Source organism: Advenella incenata (genome assembly GCF_004217095.1).
Lineage (GTDB): Bacteria > Pseudomonadota > Gammaproteobacteria > Burkholderiales > Burkholderiaceae_B > Advenella > Advenella incenata.
Genome location: NZ_SHKO01000002.1, coordinates 622,953 through 640,523, shown reverse-complemented (window position 1 = coordinate 640,523; position 17,571 = coordinate 622,953). Strand labels below are relative to the sequence as shown.

The 17,571-nt window shown below is 49.3% G+C and carries 16 protein-coding genes; 8 read left to right on the top strand and 8 right to left on the bottom strand.

The window, feature by feature from the left end:
• The first annotated feature begins 2 nt into the window (after positions 1-2).
• From EV681_RS14155 to EV681_RS14140, 4 genes are read left to right on the top strand one after another with little or no spacing between them, the layout of a single operon-like run.
• Complete coding sequence (locus tag EV681_RS14155) at positions 3-620, top strand: hypothetical protein (RefSeq protein WP_128392862.1); 618 nt, start codon at positions 3-5, stop codon at positions 618-620.
• Positions 620-3,253, top strand: a complete 2,634-nt coding sequence (locus EV681_RS14150; RefSeq protein ID WP_130304329.1) for a DUF2169 family type VI secretion system accessory protein — start codon at positions 620-622, stop codon at positions 3,251-3,253. Before EV681_RS14155 ends, EV681_RS14150 begins: the two co-directional genes overlap by 1 nt.
• Entirely contained in the window at positions 3,246-4,301 is a 1,056-nt protein-coding gene (locus tag EV681_RS14145) for a pentapeptide repeat-containing protein (protein ID WP_165393058.1), read from the top strand. Before EV681_RS14150 ends, EV681_RS14145 begins: the two co-directional genes overlap by 8 nt.
• A 14-nt stretch (positions 4,302-4,315) precedes the next feature.
• Positions 4,316-4,711: a DUF4150 domain-containing protein gene (locus EV681_RS14140; protein WP_128392865.1), complete on the top strand. Its 396-nt coding sequence runs from the start codon at positions 4,316-4,318 to the stop codon at positions 4,709-4,711.
• An 8-nt stretch (positions 4,712-4,719) separates the two neighbouring features.
• On the opposite strand, the gene EV681_RS14135 is transcribed toward EV681_RS14140, so the two are convergent.
• The 3 genes from EV681_RS14135 to EV681_RS14125 form a co-directional block, all read right to left on the bottom strand.
• Positions 4,720-5,157, bottom strand: coding sequence for a hypothetical protein (locus tag EV681_RS14135; protein ID WP_130304328.1), 438 nt, complete (start codon positions 5,155-5,157; stop codon positions 4,720-4,722).
• Between the two features lie 193 nt (positions 5,158-5,350).
• Positions 5,351-5,857: a SixA phosphatase family protein gene (locus EV681_RS14130; protein WP_165393057.1), complete on the bottom strand. Its 507-nt coding sequence runs from the start codon at positions 5,855-5,857 to the stop codon at positions 5,351-5,353.
• Between the two features lie 134 nt (positions 5,858-5,991).
• Positions 5,992-6,852 (bottom strand): response regulator transcription factor, encoded by an 861-nt coding sequence (locus EV681_RS14125; protein ID WP_165393056.1) that lies wholly within the window; start codon positions 6,850-6,852, stop codon positions 5,992-5,994.
• 203 nt (positions 6,853-7,055) lie between these two features.
• Between EV681_RS14125 and EV681_RS14120 the strand changes: the two genes are divergently transcribed.
• Together EV681_RS14120 and EV681_RS14115 are read left to right on the top strand one after the other, a co-directional pair.
• Positions 7,056-9,050: a ligand-gated channel protein gene (locus EV681_RS14120; RefSeq protein ID WP_128392868.1), complete on the top strand. Its 1,995-nt coding sequence runs from the start codon at positions 7,056-7,058 to the stop codon at positions 9,048-9,050.
• 55 nt (positions 9,051-9,105) lie between these two features.
• Complete coding sequence (locus tag EV681_RS14115; RefSeq protein WP_130304326.1) at positions 9,106-10,053, top strand: siderophore ABC transporter substrate-binding protein; 948 nt, start codon at positions 9,106-9,108, stop codon at positions 10,051-10,053.
• Between the two features lie 260 nt (positions 10,054-10,313).
• On the opposite strand, the gene EV681_RS14110 is transcribed toward EV681_RS14115, so the two are convergent.
• On the bottom strand, positions 10,314-11,222 hold the full coding sequence (locus EV681_RS14110; protein WP_130304325.1) for a LysR family transcriptional regulator: 909 nt from the start codon (positions 11,220-11,222) through the stop codon (positions 10,314-10,316).
• A gap of 125 nt (positions 11,223-11,347) precedes the next feature.
• Here EV681_RS14110 and EV681_RS14105 point away from each other — a divergent pair, with 125 nt between their 5' ends.
• Both EV681_RS14105 and EV681_RS14100 read left to right on the top strand, forming a co-directional pair.
• Complete coding sequence (locus tag EV681_RS14105; protein ID WP_130304324.1) at positions 11,348-12,217, top strand: aldo/keto reductase family oxidoreductase; 870 nt, start codon at positions 11,348-11,350, stop codon at positions 12,215-12,217.
• 115 nt (positions 12,218-12,332) lie between these two features.
• Positions 12,333-12,899 carry a nucleotidyltransferase domain-containing protein gene (locus EV681_RS14100; RefSeq protein ID WP_341273441.1) on the top strand — a complete coding sequence of 189 codons (567 nt, stop codon included), beginning with the start codon at positions 12,333-12,335 and terminating at the stop codon, positions 12,897-12,899.
• Between the two features lie 41 nt (positions 12,900-12,940).
• On the opposite strand, the gene EV681_RS14095 is transcribed toward EV681_RS14100, so the two are convergent.
• The 4 genes from EV681_RS14095 to pcaK all read right to left on the bottom strand — a co-directional run bounded on the left by EV681_RS14095 (position 12,941) and on the right by pcaK (position 17,349).
• The gene (locus EV681_RS14095) at positions 12,941-14,401 is read right to left on the bottom strand and encodes a NosD domain-containing protein (RefSeq protein WP_207227073.1); all 1,461 of its coding nucleotides are present in this window, start codon (positions 14,399-14,401) and stop codon (positions 12,941-12,943) included.
• A 134-nt stretch (positions 14,402-14,535) separates the two neighbouring features.
• On the bottom strand, positions 14,536-15,165 hold the full coding sequence (gene pcaG / locus EV681_RS14090) for a protocatechuate 3,4-dioxygenase subunit alpha (protein WP_128392875.1): 630 nt from the start codon (positions 15,163-15,165) through the stop codon (positions 14,536-14,538).
• A 17-nt stretch (positions 15,166-15,182) separates the two neighbouring features.
• Positions 15,183-15,908 carry a protocatechuate 3,4-dioxygenase subunit beta gene (gene pcaH / locus EV681_RS14085; protein ID WP_130304322.1) on the bottom strand — a complete coding sequence of 242 codons (726 nt, stop codon included), beginning with the start codon at positions 15,906-15,908 and terminating at the stop codon, positions 15,183-15,185.
• Positions 15,909-15,996: 88 nt separating this feature from the next.
• Positions 15,997-17,349, bottom strand: a complete 1,353-nt coding sequence (gene pcaK, locus EV681_RS14080) for a 4-hydroxybenzoate transporter PcaK (RefSeq protein ID WP_128392877.1) — start codon at positions 17,347-17,349, stop codon at positions 15,997-15,999.
• Positions 17,350-17,571 lie beyond the last annotated feature (222 nt).

The window sequence follows — 17,571 nt, the reverse complement described above, 5'->3', positions numbered from 1 at the left end:
AAATGGCTAGATTCAAAGGGAACGCCCACGACGTCTATGAACAAAATGCGGACTTTATTCATGAAAAAAGCACGCTGAAAAAAACCGTGGACAAATCTTCGGAACATTTTCACAAGAGTAATATTAGCTGGACTTCCGATGCGGATATTACGCTTAATAGCCCAGAAGTAGAAGAGACGTACAATACTGCAATCTATCGGAAAAATTTCTCGTTATACGCCTACGCTCTCAAAGGATTGATAAATACTAACAACCTGAGTTTTTACGGCTATAGCAAAAACAAATCGTATTTTTATCTGAATCTATCGGGAGTAACAACCAATACCGGAGCCTTTTTTATTTTACCTGGCCCCAATTTGTTTTACTCTGGGGCTATACAAATCAAAGTAAGTGTCTGCACAATAGAAGCTAACCCGGTAGGTAAAGAACTTGAGAATTCACAGGGTAGGTCGTTCATAGTTGATCCAAAAGGAAGTATAGTTATGAATAAGAAAACTACTGTAGATGACGGTACTACTACCACCACAAAAAATTCAAGCAATAAGTATTTACGCTCTAAAAAATGGAAACATTTTGGCGGGGTATACATTAGACGTGTAACAATCCAGAACAACTCCTAATGCAAACAATTGAACCAGCCAGGCTGACTATTCTAACTAGACCTTATCAATGGAGAGGCAGTGTACGGTTAGGGATCGGGATTTATGTTCTAGCACAACAAAATTCCGACGTATGGCATCTGCTTGACGATCAGGAGTTATGGTCGAATGTATTACCAGAGCTTGATAGTAATGGCATTCTGGATCAGATTATGCCGAAATCCAATCCTGAATATTTGATCAGCGGATTCGCATACACCAACAACCAAAATACAAAAGACGTGTGCATCGTAAAAGCAGAAGTTGGAGAGTTGCAAAAAAGCTTGCTGGTAATCGGAGACAGATATTGGATTGGCAATGAGCCAACGAAACCCCAGCCCTTCTCTCGATTACCGATTACCTGGAACAATGCCTTTGGCGGCGACGGACATGAGAAAAACCCTGCAGGAAAAGGTGTTACCGAAGTCGAGCTTGGCAAAGAAAAAGCGATTCCACTTCCAAACATAGAAAACCCTACACATCGAATTTCGAAGAAAGAAGACAAACCAGAACCTGTATCTTTTGGGCCGATAGGATCCACCCATCCGGATCGATTGAGTATGTTGGGTACCTATAGCGAAGAGTGGTTCAAATATGACTTCCCTGGATTCCTGCCAGACATGAAACCCGGAATTTTTAATATGGCGTCCGATGACCAACAATGGCAATCGGTTCAGTCCATACCAGACAGGACCTCATTTAAAATCTGGAATATGCACCCTGGAAAAGCGTGCTGGGACGGCACTTTACCGTCACTTACTGCCCGTGCATTTATAAAGAAAGAAAAAAATGGCGCTTCATTGCAAGAAGTTGATAACATAACGCTTTCAACGGCATGGTTCCTGCCTGAACGTGATTCCGTTATATTGATGTTTCATGGATCGACGGAGATAGAAGATGAAGATGCCGATGACATTGCTGTTGTTATGGGAGCTATAGAATCCGAAAAGGATCGTCGTCCCTTGACACATTATCAAGACGTCTGCGCCCTTCGTTTGGACCCAGAATCCTCATTAGATTATGTGTCAGATGACTCGCAATTAGTGTCAAAAACGTTGATAAATTCGCCAAAAGAATCGATAGACTATTCGCCAGATAAGAATAAATTATCAATTCGCATCGATAAGTTTCTCCAAACACAAGAACAGGAAACGACTAGAACGCTGGAACAACATGGCATAAAAGAAGATGATTTATATGGGCAGTTTGTTGGTCCGGAAATAAATTTCAGTTCGATGACCGATCAAGAACAGAAAGAATATTTCCAAAAGTCGGATCAGGCCGCTAATGATCAGCTCAAGGAAATTATCAATCAATTCAAAGCAGAAAACCCTCGTGGCGCTGTTCTTTTAAACGATATCGAGAAATCTTTGAATTCAAACACAGATACCGAGACATTAGAAATTCCTGTTTCAGGGCCGCCTGATTTGAGCCATTTCGATATGCCGGCAAGTTCAGTAATGGGCACGCCTGAAGAGCAAGCCAAATTTGACGAGCAAAAACAGAGACTTAAAGGCTATGCACGCAAGTCCTATTTATACACAGCCCAGTATCAGACTGCTGCCACTCGGCCTATACCAGAGCAAGATCAATTATTAAGACAGGCGCTTTTAACACGCTACTCGCAAAGCAAAGATCTGACAAAAATGGATATGACGGGCGTGAAGCTCAACGGATTAACATTCGAAGATGCTGATTTCTCCGAGTCTTTTTTTGAAAATTCCATATTTTCAAACTGTACTTTCAAAAATGTTAATTTCTCAGAAGCGGTATTGACAAGAGGACACTTTACCAACTGTTCCTTTGAAAGCGGCAATTTTGCACGCACCAACCTGGCCAAAGCAAAATTGGAGAAATGTAAACTATTGCACTGTTCATTTCTTGAGACTGAAATCGAAAACAGTCAGATGAGTGATTCAGCATTTAAAAAATGCAAATTTGAAATGTTGACACCAACGGGTTTCCAGTGGACTGAAATCGAGTTTACGGGTTGTGATTTCGTGATGTGCATTCTGGACGAAGGCAAGATGGAACGTTCGAATTTTTTCACCTCTGATATCTTTAAAACCATATTTGAAAATAGTACTCTTGAAAAAATAGAATTCAATAAATCAACGTTGAAAGACAGCACATTTTCCAGCTCCACATGCAATGAATGCAGCTTTAATGAATGCACATTGAACAATGTCATGTTTGAAGAAGACTCGCCTGTTTTAGCTAGTCGATTCTTGAATTCCTATCTTCAGGAGTGCAATTTCATGGAAACAAAATTGCACTCGATTCAGTTCTACAAATGCAATTTAACTGGCTCAGATTTCACAAAATCTCAACTACAGAACTGTAACTTTGATCATGTCGTCGCGCGTGATACGATTTTCTATAAATCAGATCTCACTGGAAGCAGTTTTCGCTATGCAAATCTTATTCAAGCAACGCTTGAGAAAGCGAATCTGGCTGGTTGCGATTTTACTGGGGCCACCTTGTTTAGAACAAACGTCTCTAAGGTTAAGCTAAGCCCGGAAACAAAATTTGATGGCGCTTTTAGAGATCAACTGGAGGTGTACCCAATACATCGAGATCAATTGAACGTTAATGCATTATTTACGAATGAATAGAGATAAATTATTGGGGTATTTAGAGCGATCCGAACCGTGCAACGGGGAAACGTTCAGTGATTTGGAACTAAAAGGCCTGGATTTTTCTGGAATGGCGTTTGACGAAGTTGCTTTTGATCGTTGCGATTTCACTAGCTCTGATTTAGATGAATGTATTTTCAATGGATGTACGTTTCATCAAGCTGTTTTTGACCAGTGTAGTTTAAACAACACGTTATTTAGTTCATGTGTGCTGACGGAAACCAGCATGATAGAAGCAACGCTGGATGATACTACCTTTAGCAGCACTGACCTTTCTTCATCAATATTCAACAATGCGAGAGTAGACGGTGTAGTGTTTCAAAACTCTGATCTGTCTTCTGTAAAGTTTAATGTCGAGCTTTTTCTCAGAACCATTTTTCAAGACGTGACTGCTACCGGCCTGGAGATTGGTGAAGTTGATATCGAAAGATCAGTATTTTATGAAATGGATATGAGGCAAGTGCATATTCAAAGTCGACTATTTAGTCAAGTCGTATTTATCGCTTGCGATCTTCGCGGAATAGATTTAACCAACCGAAAATTTGTTTCTTGCCAGTTCACGGAGGCAAAGATGGACGAGAGCAATTTACAAGGATCAAATTTGGTTCAATCTGTATTCTCAAACACGACACTCTCAAATGCCTGCCTTGATCAGACAAATGGCTCATTGACCTTATTCTCACAAGCCAACGCTTCCAATGCAACGATTAGAGACGCGACATTTGATCGTTCAGTGTGGACGGATGCCATTGTTGAAGGAGCTGATTTTAGCAACTCAACGCTAACATATACATCCTTTACCCGTGCACATTGCAAAGGCGCCGTATACGATGGTTGTGCATTGAATTTTTCAAATTTTGATTATGCAGATTTAAGAAATTCCAGTTTTAAGAACGCTCAGTTTGAGCATACCTCTTTGCACGCCGCTTTAACTACCGACCCTTTCCTTCTGGGAAAGAGTGGAATAGCAAAAAAGGATGTCGCATTGCTAAGAGCAGAGCTACACAGTATTTCCAAAACTTTTTGACTCAGGAGCTAATTATGTGGAACACAACTCAATTCGGGGGCGGCTATTTAGGATTTCCTGATATATGCAGAACCCCAATGCTTGGTAACGCGCCATTTCCTTATCCAAATTTCGGAACGCATGCCCTTGGCGTCAATCCTTGCCCACGCGTATTATTTTGTATTGCCCCGGTCCACAACAAAGGGACAAAAAAGGCCATCTCCTTTGGGGATCAGCCTGGAGCAACAGGTGGCATGGCATCTCAGGTATTTATGAACCAAACATCTCACCTTGCAAATTACTCAAGAAAATACAAAATATGCAACAAACCTGCAGTACGGCTGACAGGTATTGAAAAAAGCAATCGCAGAAATGTAGTTGTGATTGGTGTCGCCCCAAGCATACAGCCCGTTACGAGGACCTATGGATAAAATTATAATTATAATTTGTTGGTCAGAATAATTGCCTCCATCGTATCAGGTAGATAACGGACGGGAATTGTAGATAAGTTACTAATACATACCTGCGAATCCAAAATTTCTTCTTCTATGACTAATTCGACTGGGGGCGCTTCAAGCACTACCGTAAAAATATAATATGCCCCAGACTCAGTCACTCTACCCGTACCTTCGACTTTAATTACAGACGCTATTGCGTCTGTCCCATTCTCATAAATATTTTGATACCTGATAACGGACGCCGGTAAGGTAATCAATCCGTCTTCTAGCTTGCTGACTGCATACAACTCTATAAAAAAAACGACCACGAAAGAATAATCTGATCGCAAGTACCAAAATCCAACTAATAACACCAATGCAACGACGACCTGCCAGATCAAGAATCTTTTTATAGCTGATTTTTTTGAAGATTTATCCATTCCCATACTTTTGTGTGATGATCGTAAGCATCTGCGCTAAACAGACTAAACCCAACGGTCGATGTTTATCGGGGATTAAACTTTACTTATGTAGCTCTCTCATATTGTCTATTTGATGCAAACGCCTCACTGTGATCAATTGATTCCCACACAGGCATCTCCGCCGGTCACCCTTTTGAGCACCCATGTGATCCTAACCAAATACCATCGTCTCGGGCGTTTCAAACCGCAGCAACGTCCCCTTACTCTCAGCAACCAATTCCCACGCATCCATATCAAAATCCATCACCGTCAGTGACGCAGGAGGAAACCCCATTTCCAACCGATCCAGGGCATCATCTTCGCCGTCGCGCGATAAATATTGTGTCGTCAGATACAGTCCCGGATTATGTCCAACCACCAGTACCACACGCGGCCCCGGCTCAATATTGCGTATGACATGAACAATATTGGCTACCGATGCTTCGTAGATCCGCTCTTCTGTTATTTTCTTTACCGACGTATCGAAAGCGGCCGATAGATGGGTCCAGGTTTGTTGCGTACGCGTAGCGCTCGACACGATGGCCAGCTCTGGCTTGAGCTGCTGCGCCACCAGATACTGTCCGACAAGTTCGGCTTCACGGTATCCACGTTCGGCAAGGGGTCGCTGCAAGTCTGCAACACCAGGAATCGAGTTGGATTTTGCGTGACGAAGCAACATGAGTCTGAGCATAAACGACCTTTGTATGGCTGGTGCCCCGGCTGGCACACTTTTTTCTGTCCAGTGAAGAATCTATCATATGATACCGCCATGCGCGGCGGTATGACAAAATCACTACAAGATCGTTGTGTTAATCAGGCGGCGGAGCCGCCCATCTCGACCTCTGCCTCTTCGGTGGCCAGCAAGTAACCCTGTCCCCGCAGATTTCGGATAAGAAGCCTGGAGCTTTGTGAACTGACCCCCAGCTTTCTGCGCAGGCTGCTGATATGCGTGTCAATACTGCGGTCATAAGACGAAGGGATGCGGCCCAGCGCGAATGCACCGATATTGTGCCGCTGAACCACGCGACCGGCAGAGCGCATCAATACCTCAAGAATGCGTTGTTCCGCGCCAGTCAGAACTATCGCGCTGCCATGCAACGTGGTCGCACCGGTGGCCGGATTCAGCGAAATCGGACCGGCGACAAGTACGCCGCCGGCGTCAGCGCCGGCTGATCCTATCGTGACGGGTTCATCAAACCTTGAGCCGCGATACGAAACAGTCCTATAGCATGCGGCGCGATATGAACCGCTATGCTGGAAGTGGCGCAATGGCGGTGGCGGCGGCCGTACCTCATCAGTTCCGTGACGTCTTAACAAGGCATGCATGCGCGCCTTCAATTCGGCCATGCGCAGCGGTTTGGCCAGGCAATCATCAGCACCCGAGTCCAGGCCGGTCACGCAATCGGTATCCGGGCCGGTCAGCAAAATCAGAGGATTGTTCGATTGCTGGCGATATCCCTTGAGCCACTCCAGACTGGCAACATCCGGTATATCTGCATCCAACACAGCAAGGTGATGGTGGCGCCGACGCATCAACCTGTCGGCCTGGTAGGCCGAATGCGCCAGTAGAACGCAATATCCCTGGGATTCCAGATATTCACAAAGCATTTTGGACAGCGCCACGTCGTTTTCAATCAAGAGAACCCGCAGCGCATTCGGCTTTTCAGTGCGCATGTTTGGTGTGAGTGCCCCTTCTCTCATCACATATGGCATGCCCGGCAGGCAAAGTGTATGTCAAGAAGTGCAAAGATATCAAAAGTTATGGAAAGAACATTGCTGAAGAACAGCTGACAATATCTAATAGCTAATAATTCTCATTTAGAACTTCATATAGAGAATAAGTCTCATTCTATCATTGCCAGAGAGGAAATTTTCTGATGTTGCCTGTTACTCCGGTATCAAAGCGAGAACCGGCTCGTAATACCCCTGCCCGCCAGATGGCTGCATTATGTGCACTTAGTCTGGGCGCTACCCTGTTTCAAGTGGCCTACGCACAGTCGGCGAGCGACGACACAGCTGTTGCGTCACTAAATCCCATTGTGGTTACAGCCAGCGGTTTTGAACAGGACATCATTGATGCCCCGGCCTCTATCAGCGTAATTCCACGCGAAAAGCTGGAAAAAGGCGCCTATCGCGACCTGACCGATGCGCTGCGCGACGTTCCGGGGGTCATCATGACGCCGTCGGACAACAACACATCTGACATAACCCTGCGTGGCATGAGCGCCAACTACACCTTGCTTCTGGTCGATGGCAAACGCATGAGCACCCGCGAAACCCAGACCAATGGCAGTACCGGTACCGACCAGAGCTGGGTCCCTCCGCTGGAGGCCATTGAGCGGATCGAAGTGGTGCGTGGCCCGATGTCCTCGCTTTATGGCTCGGACGCCATGGGCGGTGTGATAAACGTGATTACGCGCAAGATCCCGAAAAAATGGGGTGGCTCGATCCGGCTCGATTCCACCCTGCAGCAGCACTCGGCCTCGGGCAATAATTTCCAGGGTAATTTTTTTATTGCCGGCCCTATCAAAGAAGACCTGCTCGGTTTCAGTCTTTATGGCATCTACTCGCATCGCAGCGAGGACGACATCGTCGAGGGTTATAACCGGCATACCAATCGCGGCGTGACCGCCAAATTGGCCCTGACGCCCAATCGTGATCACGATATCGTACTTGAAGCCGGCGCCTCCAGGCAGAACTATCGTTCAACGCCGGGCAAAACCCTGGCGGCGACAGAAGAAGAAAGCCGCCGCCAATTTAACCGCAAGCATTTTTCCCTGACGCACGACGGACGCTGGTCTTTTGGCACCTCAAATACCTATATTCAGCGCGAAGAAACTGAGAATCTTTTCCGCGAAATGACCATCCGCAACACAACGGCCAGCACCAAATGGAGCATGCCGCTGTTCGAGCGTCATATCGCCACGGTCGGCGCCTTCTATAGCATGGAAGATCTTAAAGACACCACCACCAACCAAATGTCCGACCGCTCTGCCGTAGACCGCTGGCAATATGCCTTTTTTGTCGAAGATGAGTGGCAGATTACCGATTCGTTTGCCCTGACTGGCGGGCTGCGTATGGACAACGAGAAAACCTCCGGGATCCACTGGAGCCCCAGGTTGTATGGAGTTTGGCATCTGAACGACAACTGGACGATCAAAGGCGGCGTTTCCACAGGATTTCGTGCCCCATCCCTACGGCAAACACTGCCAGACTGGGGCGCTTCCAGCCGCGGCGGCAATATGTATGGCAATCCTGATCTGAAACCGGAAAAAACACTGACCAAAGAAATTGGGCTGATCTATAACGATGATAGCGGCCTGATGGCGGGCATCACGCTGTTTGACAACGAGTTCACCGACAAAATCACTCGCGTGCCCTGCCCGGAGTGCGGACCGGTGAATGCACAGGGACGCTCGGCCACCACCTATGTGAACGTGGACGATGCCATCACCCGTGGGGTGGAGGCAACCCTGACAGCACCGCTGAGCGAGAAGCTGTCGCTGACATCCAGCTACACCTACACCTATTCCAAACAGAAAAGCGGCCAGTACGCCGGTAACCCGCTAAATCAAATGCCCGAACATATGTTCAATCTCGGGCTGGACTGGAAACCCACAGACAAACTCAATGGGTGGATGAAAGTCACTTACCGTGGCAAGGAAAGCGATCCGACCCAGGGCCTCTCGGCCAGTACGACCATGGCGCCTTCTGCGACTTACGTGGATCTGGGCGGCTCTTATGACGTCAATAAGAACGTCACCGTGTATGCAGGCATCTACAACATCTTCGACAAGCAGGTCCGCTATGACGATTTTGGTTACGTGGAAGATGGCCGCCGCTACTGGCTTGGCATGAACGTCAAATTCTGATTGAAATAACAACCGCAGCGCTGCCGTTGCGGTTCATCATAACAAAGGCATACAAATGAAAACTACGCGACAAACAAAAAAATGGCTGATCATGATGCAAACCGCAGTGGCCATTGGTGTGACTTCACTGGCAGGCCAGGCCATGGCCCAAACTGATCAGGTATCGGTGCAGCATGCAAAAGGTCCGGCCACAGTCAAATTGCAACCGGCAAAAACGGTCGTATTCGATCTGCCCACGCTGGATATTATGCAGGTGTTGGGTGTTCAGGCTGCAGGCGTACCCAAAGCGCACTTTCCGGATTCATTATCTGCATATAACGCTGATAGCACGCCCAAAGTGGGTACGCTGTTTGAACCCGACCAGGATGCCGTTAAAAAGGTATCGCCGGATCTGATCATCGTAGGTGGTCGTTCGCGTGCCAAATTTGATGATATGGCCAAACTTGCCCCCACACTGGACTTGAGCGTGGATACACAAGCGCCTCTCAAGAGTATCGAACGCAATACACAGACGCTGGCTGCCATTTACAAAAAAGAGGCCGAAGCGCAGACTGCTTTGAAAAAACTCAATGATGCCGTTACGGGTCTGCAAGGCAAGACAGCGACAGCGGGCAACGCCATGCTCATTCTTGCTGTTGGCGAAAAAACAAGCACATTTGGCCCAGGCTCTCGCTTTGGCATGATCTATGACGTTTTCGGTTTTACTCCAAACGATGCAGTAAAGAGCCTCTCGGCAAAAGATCGCCACCCGGTCAAACTGGAGGATATTGCAAAAGCCAATCCTGACTGGCTATTCGTGATTGATCGCAATGCCGCGACCGGCAAGCAGAGTAAGTCAGCCCGCGAGGTGCTGGAAAACTCCGTCATTCGTGACACTGCAGCAGCAAAAAACAATCGCATCGTCTATCTGGACCCTTACAACTGGTACATCATGGGCAGCGCCGGCCTGACATCCATGCAACAGAATATTGATCAGATTGCTGCGGCATTAAACGCAAAATAATCTATAGCATATAGCAATATTCCAATTGTGATACCTATTCGGGAAGAGGATGCGCTGGCATCTCTTCCCGAAATGTTTACCATTATTACAAAACAGCTGTCCCGCTCGCTGGGCGACAAATGTGCACACGCCGTCACCTGCATTATTGCTTTATGGCCTGTGCAGTTAAAGCGTTAGACACTCACCCCGCGGCAAAGCTCTCTGCGAAGCGCCCCCAGATCATCTTATACAGGTAGGTGCCCCTCAAGTGCCTGGGGCAGTCACCGTTGCTCACCATCGGCTTTGACAAAATCAATGAATGCGCGAAGCGGAGCGGGCACCAGCCTGCGTCCTGGATAATACAGAAACGGTCCCGAAAAGCTCACCCACCACGACTTGAGTACTGGCACCAGCGCACCACTTTGCAGATGCGGCCGCAGCCAGTCTTCGAAAAGAAAAATAATCCCGCTACCGGCGATCGCGGCATCCACAGCCAGATCCGTGCCGCCGCCTGCCTGTACGATGAGCGGCCCGGTTGGATCCACCCGTAATTTCTCACCGTCGCGTTCAAACTCCCATGGCGGCATTGAACCGCTGGAAAATCGCATACGCAAGCAAGCGTGGTTAAGCAAATCACGCGGATGCTGCGGGCGGCCGCAGCGCTCAAGATAAGCAGGTGCGGCGGCAGCAGCAAAACGCTGAGTTCGAGGGCCGATTGGCACCGCGATCATATCCTGCTCCAGGCGCTCCTCATAGCGAATGCCCGCATCGCATCCGGCGGCAATCACATCGACAAAGCTTTCCTCGGAAAATATTTCCAGTTGAATATCTGGAAAAGCCGCCAGAAAGCCCGGCACGATATCAGCCAATACCAGCCGCGAAGCGCTTACCGGAACATTGAGTCGAAGCGTACCGGCGGGTCGCTCCCGAAATACATTGACGACATCCAGCGCCGCTTCCATTTCAGCCAGGACCGGGCCAAGTCGTGCGAGCAGGCTCTGCCCTGCTTCGGTTGGCACCACACTGCGCGTTGTCCGATTAAGCAACCTGACTCCAAGCTGCGCCTCCAGGCGACGCACCGCTTCGCTGTAAGCAGAGGCGCTGCTGCCACTCTTGCGTGCGCCACTGCGAAACCCTTTGGCCCGCGCCACCGCAACGAATGCATTCAAATCCCCAGGATCAACCTTCATCACGCCTCCGCATTGTGCGTAAATCCGCACACGCTGTGTGGATTGCACCCGATTATCATAACAATATTAAAAGCTTAATATGACATATCGGCATCGATTATGCTAACTGTCATCCAAGGAACCACATGACTTTCCCCGAACAATCAAACACATACTCATTGGGCGAGCTCACAATAAACCGGCTTGGCTATGGCGCCATGCAACTGGCCGGGCCCGGCGTATTCGGGCCGCCCAAGGATCACCAGGCAGCCATCGGCGTGTTGCAACACGCCGTGGCAAGCGGTGTCAATCATATAGACACCAGTGACTTCTATGGCCCGCACATCACCAATCAGCTTATTCGCGAGGCATTGTTCCCCTATCAGGACGATCTGGTGATTGTGACCAAAATCGGCGCCGTTCGTGGCGACGATGCCTCATGGAATCCGGCCATATCGCGCGAAGCCCTCACGCAGGCCGTTCATGACAATCTGCGCAATCTCGGTTTGAATGTGCTAGATGTGGTCAACTTTCGTTGCATGATCTCACCCCACAGCGCGGCCGAGGGTTCAATCGAGGCGCCGTTGACGGCCCTGGCCGAATTGCAGCAACAAGGTCTGGTGCGCCACATCGGCCTGAGCAATGTGACACCAACCCAGATCGCCGAAGGACGCAGGATATGCGACATCGTGTGCGTACAGAATCACTACAATCTGGCGCATCGCGACGACGACACGCTCGTTGACGAGCTGGCTCAGGCCAATATTGCCTATGTTCCCTACTTCCCACTGGGCGGATTCTCCCCTTTGCAGTCGGCTACGCTATCTGACGTAGCAGCACGTCTGAATGCGACGCCCATGCAGGTGGCGCTTGCCTGGTTGCTACAACGATCGCCCAATATCCTGCTTATTCCAGGCACCTCATCGATCGCGCACTTACAGGAAAATCTCGCCGCAGGCCAGCTTGTTCTTTCGGAAGAGGCGATCGGGGAGCTGGATAAAATGACGGGCGACTGACAATTGTCTGTCGAGATATTAGTGCTTTTCAAAGATACCCATATTGGGTATAATAATGCCCAATATGGGTATTTCAACATCATCTTCTCAACCGTCAGTCAGTCTGGCGAATGCATTGTTTTCCAGCACCAAGCAACAGGTGCTGCGAATCCTGTTTGGCCAGCCAGACCGTAGCTTTTATGCCAATGAAATCATTGGTCTAGCCAGCAGCGGCTCCGGTGCCGTACAGCGCGAATTGGCTACGCTGGCTGACAGCGGGCTGGTCACTGCAACACGCCGAGGTAATCAGAAACACTATCAGGCAAACCAGCACTCACCCATTTTTGGCGAGCTGCGCGCCATCGTACAAAAAACCATCGGGGTGGCCGAACCCATTCGCAACGCACTCGCGCCGCTGGCGCCGCACATTACAGCAGCGTTTATTTATGGCTCAATAGCCAAGAAAACGGACACGGCGACCAGCGATGTCGATCTCATGCTGCTTTCAGACTCAATCAGCTATGGTGAGGCCTACGCCGCGCTTGAAGAGGCCAGCCACGCAATCGGCCGCCCCGTCAATCCAACGATTCTGACACAGGCTGAATTTGCAAAAAGAATTGCCGCAAAGGAGTCCTTTCTGACTCGTGTCCTGGCTCAGCCAAAAATCTGGATTATCGGAGACGATGATGCCCTCCCCGTTTGACAAACTTACCAGTCCGGGCAAGATAAGCTCAAGGCCTCGGGTCAATTGACCAGCACAGGACGACTCAACTCAGAAGTTGCTCCATTGAGATCCGTCACAGTAGCTGTGATTGAGCCATCGACCCTCGCTTCGGGTTCCCATATCAACCTCGCGATCCCTTGCTCGTCGGAATGGGTGACTACGGAACCCAGATATCGTTCTGCCTCATTGGACTTTCGGTCACGATTACCAAAAAATTCAACCTGATAGCGCTGGCTCCTTGCTCCTTTTATTTCAACCGTAATTTTGCCGTTTTTCGCTGTCAGAACCGGCGCGACGATACCCTGATTCGGAGATGCGTTGCATCCCTGTTCCTCTGGGACTTTGCAGGTTTTTTGCAACTTTGCCGGTTCGATCATCACGCCACCACCACGCGAGCCGACAAAGCCATCATGTTCCAGCGCCGGAACGCCAAACACAATCACCCCCAGGCGTTGATCCGGCACGCAGGAGCCTCCCGCCTCGCATCTTTTGATATCCTTGCCGTTATTCCATATCTGATTTCTGGTCAGCGTCGTATGCGCATTGGCGTCCTTTTCAGACCGAATAGCCACGCCAATACGATTGGCATGGACTTTATTACTGTCAAAAATATTGCCGTCGCCGGTCAGATTGAACCCAATCGAGTTATTGACCAATTCGTTATATGCAATGTAATTACGTTTTCCCCAGTTTATCTGCAGTCCATCAGAGTAGTTCTCGAATTTATTCCCAACGACAGTATTGTCATTGCCCCACAGAATCTCAATGCCCTGCGATGGCTCCGGATTGGCCACTGTGGATACAAAATGGTTATTGGCAATCAGGTTAAAGGCGGCGCCTCGGGTCAACTCCAGACCGTCGCCGTTGTCCTGAAAGACATTATTCAACACCTTATTGTTATTAGTGGTTGTCGCGGTCGGATTACCCTTGCCGTCATCCCCGGTAATCATGATGCCCGCCCCGCCGTAATTGTGACTCAGGCGGTTGTGTTGGATCAGATTGTTGCTGGAACGGTTGATCAATACGCCAATGCAAAATCGGCGTACATCCAGCCCTTTTATCGTCACATTATTCACATCTTGCAGCACCAGGCCGGGAAGGCTCATGGTGCGCACGTTCGTTCCATACTGCTTTGGATCTGCACCCGGGCACGCCTTAGCACCTTCGCCTTTAATGTAATTGGACCCATCTATGGCGATATATTCGCCGGTTCTTGCCCATTGCGTGCCGATCAGGCTCACAGACGACTTGATGACAGGCAGCGCGCTATTGAGCTTGATGACATAAGGGGCGTTGCCCACCGCCTGGATCAGAATGTCGTTTTGCTCGTCGGAACTGGCATTGACCTGTTCGATTGCCCAACGCAGTGAGCCTTTACCTGCGTCATCGTCATAGCGATCCACTGTATACGTACCGGCAACAGCTACGCCCGAGAAAGCCAGTCCCGCTGCTATTGCGTATAAAAAAGCTGATCTGGTCACCTCATTCTCCATGAAAAAGTATCAATTGGGCCGTACCGTATTCAGAAACTGTCCGGTTACATCGACCTGATCTTATGCTTGTAACTGATGTCCTCTGTGTAACCAAAGGGCTGTGCATGACACAGCCCTGCGTATCAGATATCGAAGAACACCGTTTCGTCGTCACCCTGAATATGGATATCAAAACGATATACCACCTGGTCGTCGCGCTCTTGACGTCTGGCAATTAGCGTCTCACGACGCTTTACCCATTCAATACTGTTCAGAATGGGATCGTTGGCGTTCGCTTCGGCTTCATCATCAAAATAAACACGCGTGTGCAAACCAATATTAATGCCACGGGCGAACAGGGCCAGCGCAATATGGGGAGCCTGTGTCGAGCCCTTGCGTCCGGGTACGGCTCCTGGTTTGATCGTATCGAAATGCCAGAACCCGGTATCGAAATCGGCACCGGTACGGCCCCAGCCCAAAAATGCCCCATCGGCTTTTTTGCCCTGAGTATCGGCTTTGCTTGGGTAGACACCGTTGGCATCGGCCTGCCATATTTCTATCAACACGTCGCGCACAGGAATTCCCAGCCCGTCAAACACCTGGCCTTCAAGCCGGATGCGCTGGCCCTGAGTTTTATCAGTCACCAGTTGGTTATCAAAGTTGTACTTGAAGACATCAATATTGGCCTGTTTTGGCAGCAAGCCAATATGTACATAAGGGCCACCCGTCTGTGACGGCGTCTCGTGCAACTGTGTAAAAATCCGATTATTCATACTGCTTTCATCCTTTATCAAGTCAAATCGTTTTCGAAATACGTGGCCCTACGTCCCCGTAAATGAATGTCGAAACGGTAGCAACGGCTATCAGCCTCGATAAAATTACTTTTATCTTCAAGCGCAATCAAGGCTCGGCGTTGTTCATCGGACGGCACAGTTTTGAGAATCGGGCACGAATCAATCAGCGTGTCGCCTTCGAAATACAGCTGCGAAATCAGTCGCTGTGCCCAGCCATCGGCGATCAGTGAAAAGTGAATATGTGCAGGACGCCACTCATTGATCCGATTGCGCCATGGGTAGGGGCCTGGTTTGATTGTTCGAAAAACATAGAATCCGTTTTCATCGGTCAGCATACGGCCACACCCGCCAAAGTTCGGATCAAGCGTGCCTATATACTGGTCGTTGGGATGTCGATAGCGGCCAGAAGCATTTGCCTGCCACACTTCAAGCAGTGCATTTTTTACAGGATGGCCAAACTGATCACGGACATAACCATGAATAATGATTCGTTCGCCAATCGGCAGGCCATCTTTTGCGCAATTCAAAATCAGATCATTATCTTTCGGACCGAACTGATCTTCTCTGAAGTGAGGTGCGGTCACTTCTGTCAGCGTTTGCGCAATGGAAATCAATGCATTTTTGGGTGAACGTAATACACTGGTTTTGTAACCTGGCGTATACGCCGGGGGGTGATCGTCGGTATTGCGCTGGGCATACGCGCCCTGAATAATTTGAGCCATATTTCTCTCCTTTTAAATACGGAATCCAATCCGTTGATTCTGTGATCTACACCGGCGCGACTTCGCCATGCCTGCCGCGCCGTGCGGGTCATGGTGCATCGGTATGTGAAACAAGTGATTTCAAAAAGACGGCTGCAGCGGCCGCTGTTGCAGGTATCAGCAACATGTTCAGAATGTCCGTAAAGGTCCAGTTATTCCCCAGCAATACTGCACCAATCCATGCACCAAAGACCGCACCAAACCTGCCAATGCCGGACATCCACGCAACTCCGGTTGCGCGACACTGTGTCTGATAGAACCGGGCGCTCAATGCTGGCATGGCAGATTGCGCACCATTGATGGCGATGCCGGCGCACAGGATCAGGACCGCCAGCAGGGTTGGATTGCCCAGGCTTTGCCCGACGGTGAAGGCAAACACACCGGCTACGAAGTAGAAGCCGGCAATTACACGGTGAGGATTAAACCGGTCCATCGCCCAGCCTACAAACAGGGCGCTGACGACACCGCCGAATTGAAACAGGCCACCGATAAATGCTGCACGCTCCATGGAGGCACCTGTTTCACGCATCAACGTCGGTAACCAACTGGTCAGCAGATAAATAACAACCAATCCCATGAAATAGGTTAACCAAAGCAGTAATGTCCCCTTGGCGTACTTGACCGAAAACAGCATGGCCAGCGAATTTTTACTTGCTCCTTGTGTCTTTTCTTCGGGTACGTGGAAATGAGTTACCCCTTGAACGCGCTCAGGGGCAATATGACTCAGAATGCGCCGCACCTTTTCAGTATCCCCCCCTCTGACGATCAAAAATCGGTAGGACTCCGGCAGGACAAAGATGACAAGCACTGTCAGAGCCAATGGTGCCCATCCTCCCAGCAGGAACAGACTATGCCAGCCATACGCGGGAATCATCCAGCCACTGATGAACCCACCTGTGGCCATGCCAAGGTTGTACCCACAGAACATGCAAGTGACCAGCAACGAGCGGATACGGTCAGGACAGTACTCTGAAAATAGCGTTGTCGCATTGGGCATGGCGGCCCCAAGACCAATACCGGTCAAAAAGCGCAGTATTACAAGTGTGTCCAGGTTGCCGGCATAGGCCGAAGCCAGGCTGAAGCCGCCAAATACCAGCATGGACAAAATCAGTACCACCTTGCGCCCGAAACGGTCAGCTGCAGGACCCGAGAGCAATGCGCCGAAAATCATTCCACCCAGTGCGGCGCTCATGACCGGGCCCAATTGCGAGCGATCCACCCCCCAATCCTGGGCCAGGGCCGGAGCAATAAAGCCCATTGCTGCAGTGTCGATCCCATCAACAAAAACAATGAGAAAACAGATGATGGCAATTAACCACTGATATCTGCTCAGCGGAGCATCGTTAATCAGCGTCTGTGCATCAATACTCGAATTTTGAATCACATTACCCGGTAACGGCATGACTCCTCCTTTGTAAAAACATTTGAAATTGCTTATCTACTGCCGATGTGTTTATTTGACAGCCTCGGTAAAGCGTTCTAGTTCGCTGGCAAAGACCCCAGGACCGTCCGATATTGGAATAATGAGCTGCTATGACCGCAGACATGCGACAGTCTCGTATCCAGGGAATTGGCAAGCAGGATGGCGGGCGCGCTCAGTTGTACAGACGGGCCTTTCCCTGGG

Coding starts and splice junctions, on each gene's coding strand:
- EV681_RS14155 (WP_128392862.1), top strand. CDS start 3: ATGGCTAGATTCAAAGGGAACGCCCACGACGTCTATGAACAAAATGCG.
- EV681_RS14150 (WP_130304329.1), top strand. CDS start 620: ATGCAAACAATTGAACCAGCCAGGCTGACTATTCTAACTAGACCTTAT.
- EV681_RS14145 (WP_165393058.1), top strand. CDS start 3,246: ATGAATAGAGATAAATTATTGGGGTATTTAGAGCGATCCGAACCGTGC.
- EV681_RS14140 (WP_128392865.1), top strand. CDS start 4,316: ATGTGGAACACAACTCAATTCGGGGGCGGCTATTTAGGATTTCCTGAT.
- EV681_RS14135 (WP_130304328.1), bottom strand. CDS start 5,157: ATGGATAAATCTTCAAAAAAATCAGCTATAAAAAGATTCTTGATCTGG.
- EV681_RS14130 (WP_165393057.1), bottom strand. CDS start 5,857: ATGTTGCTTCGTCACGCAAAATCCAACTCGATTCCTGGTGTTGCAGAC.
- EV681_RS14125 (WP_165393056.1), bottom strand. CDS start 6,852: ATGCGCACTGAAAAGCCGAATGCGCTGCGGGTTCTCTTGATTGAAAAC.
- EV681_RS14120 (WP_128392868.1), top strand. CDS start 7,056: ATGTTGCCTGTTACTCCGGTATCAAAGCGAGAACCGGCTCGTAATACC.
- EV681_RS14115 (WP_130304326.1), top strand. CDS start 9,106: ATGAAAACTACGCGACAAACAAAAAAATGGCTGATCATGATGCAAACC.
- EV681_RS14110 (WP_130304325.1), bottom strand. CDS start 11,222: ATGAAGGTTGATCCTGGGGATTTGAATGCATTCGTTGCGGTGGCGCGG.
- EV681_RS14105 (WP_130304324.1), top strand. CDS start 11,348: ATGACTTTCCCCGAACAATCAAACACATACTCATTGGGCGAGCTCACA.
- pcaG (WP_128392875.1), bottom strand. CDS start 15,165: ATGAATAATCGGATTTTTACACAGTTGCACGAGACGCCGTCACAGACG.
- pcaH (WP_130304322.1), bottom strand. CDS start 15,908: ATGGCTCAAATTATTCAGGGCGCGTATGCCCAGCGCAATACCGACGAT.
- pcaK (WP_128392877.1), bottom strand. CDS start 17,349: ATGCCGTTACCGGGTAATGTGATTCAAAATTCGAGTATTGATGCACAG.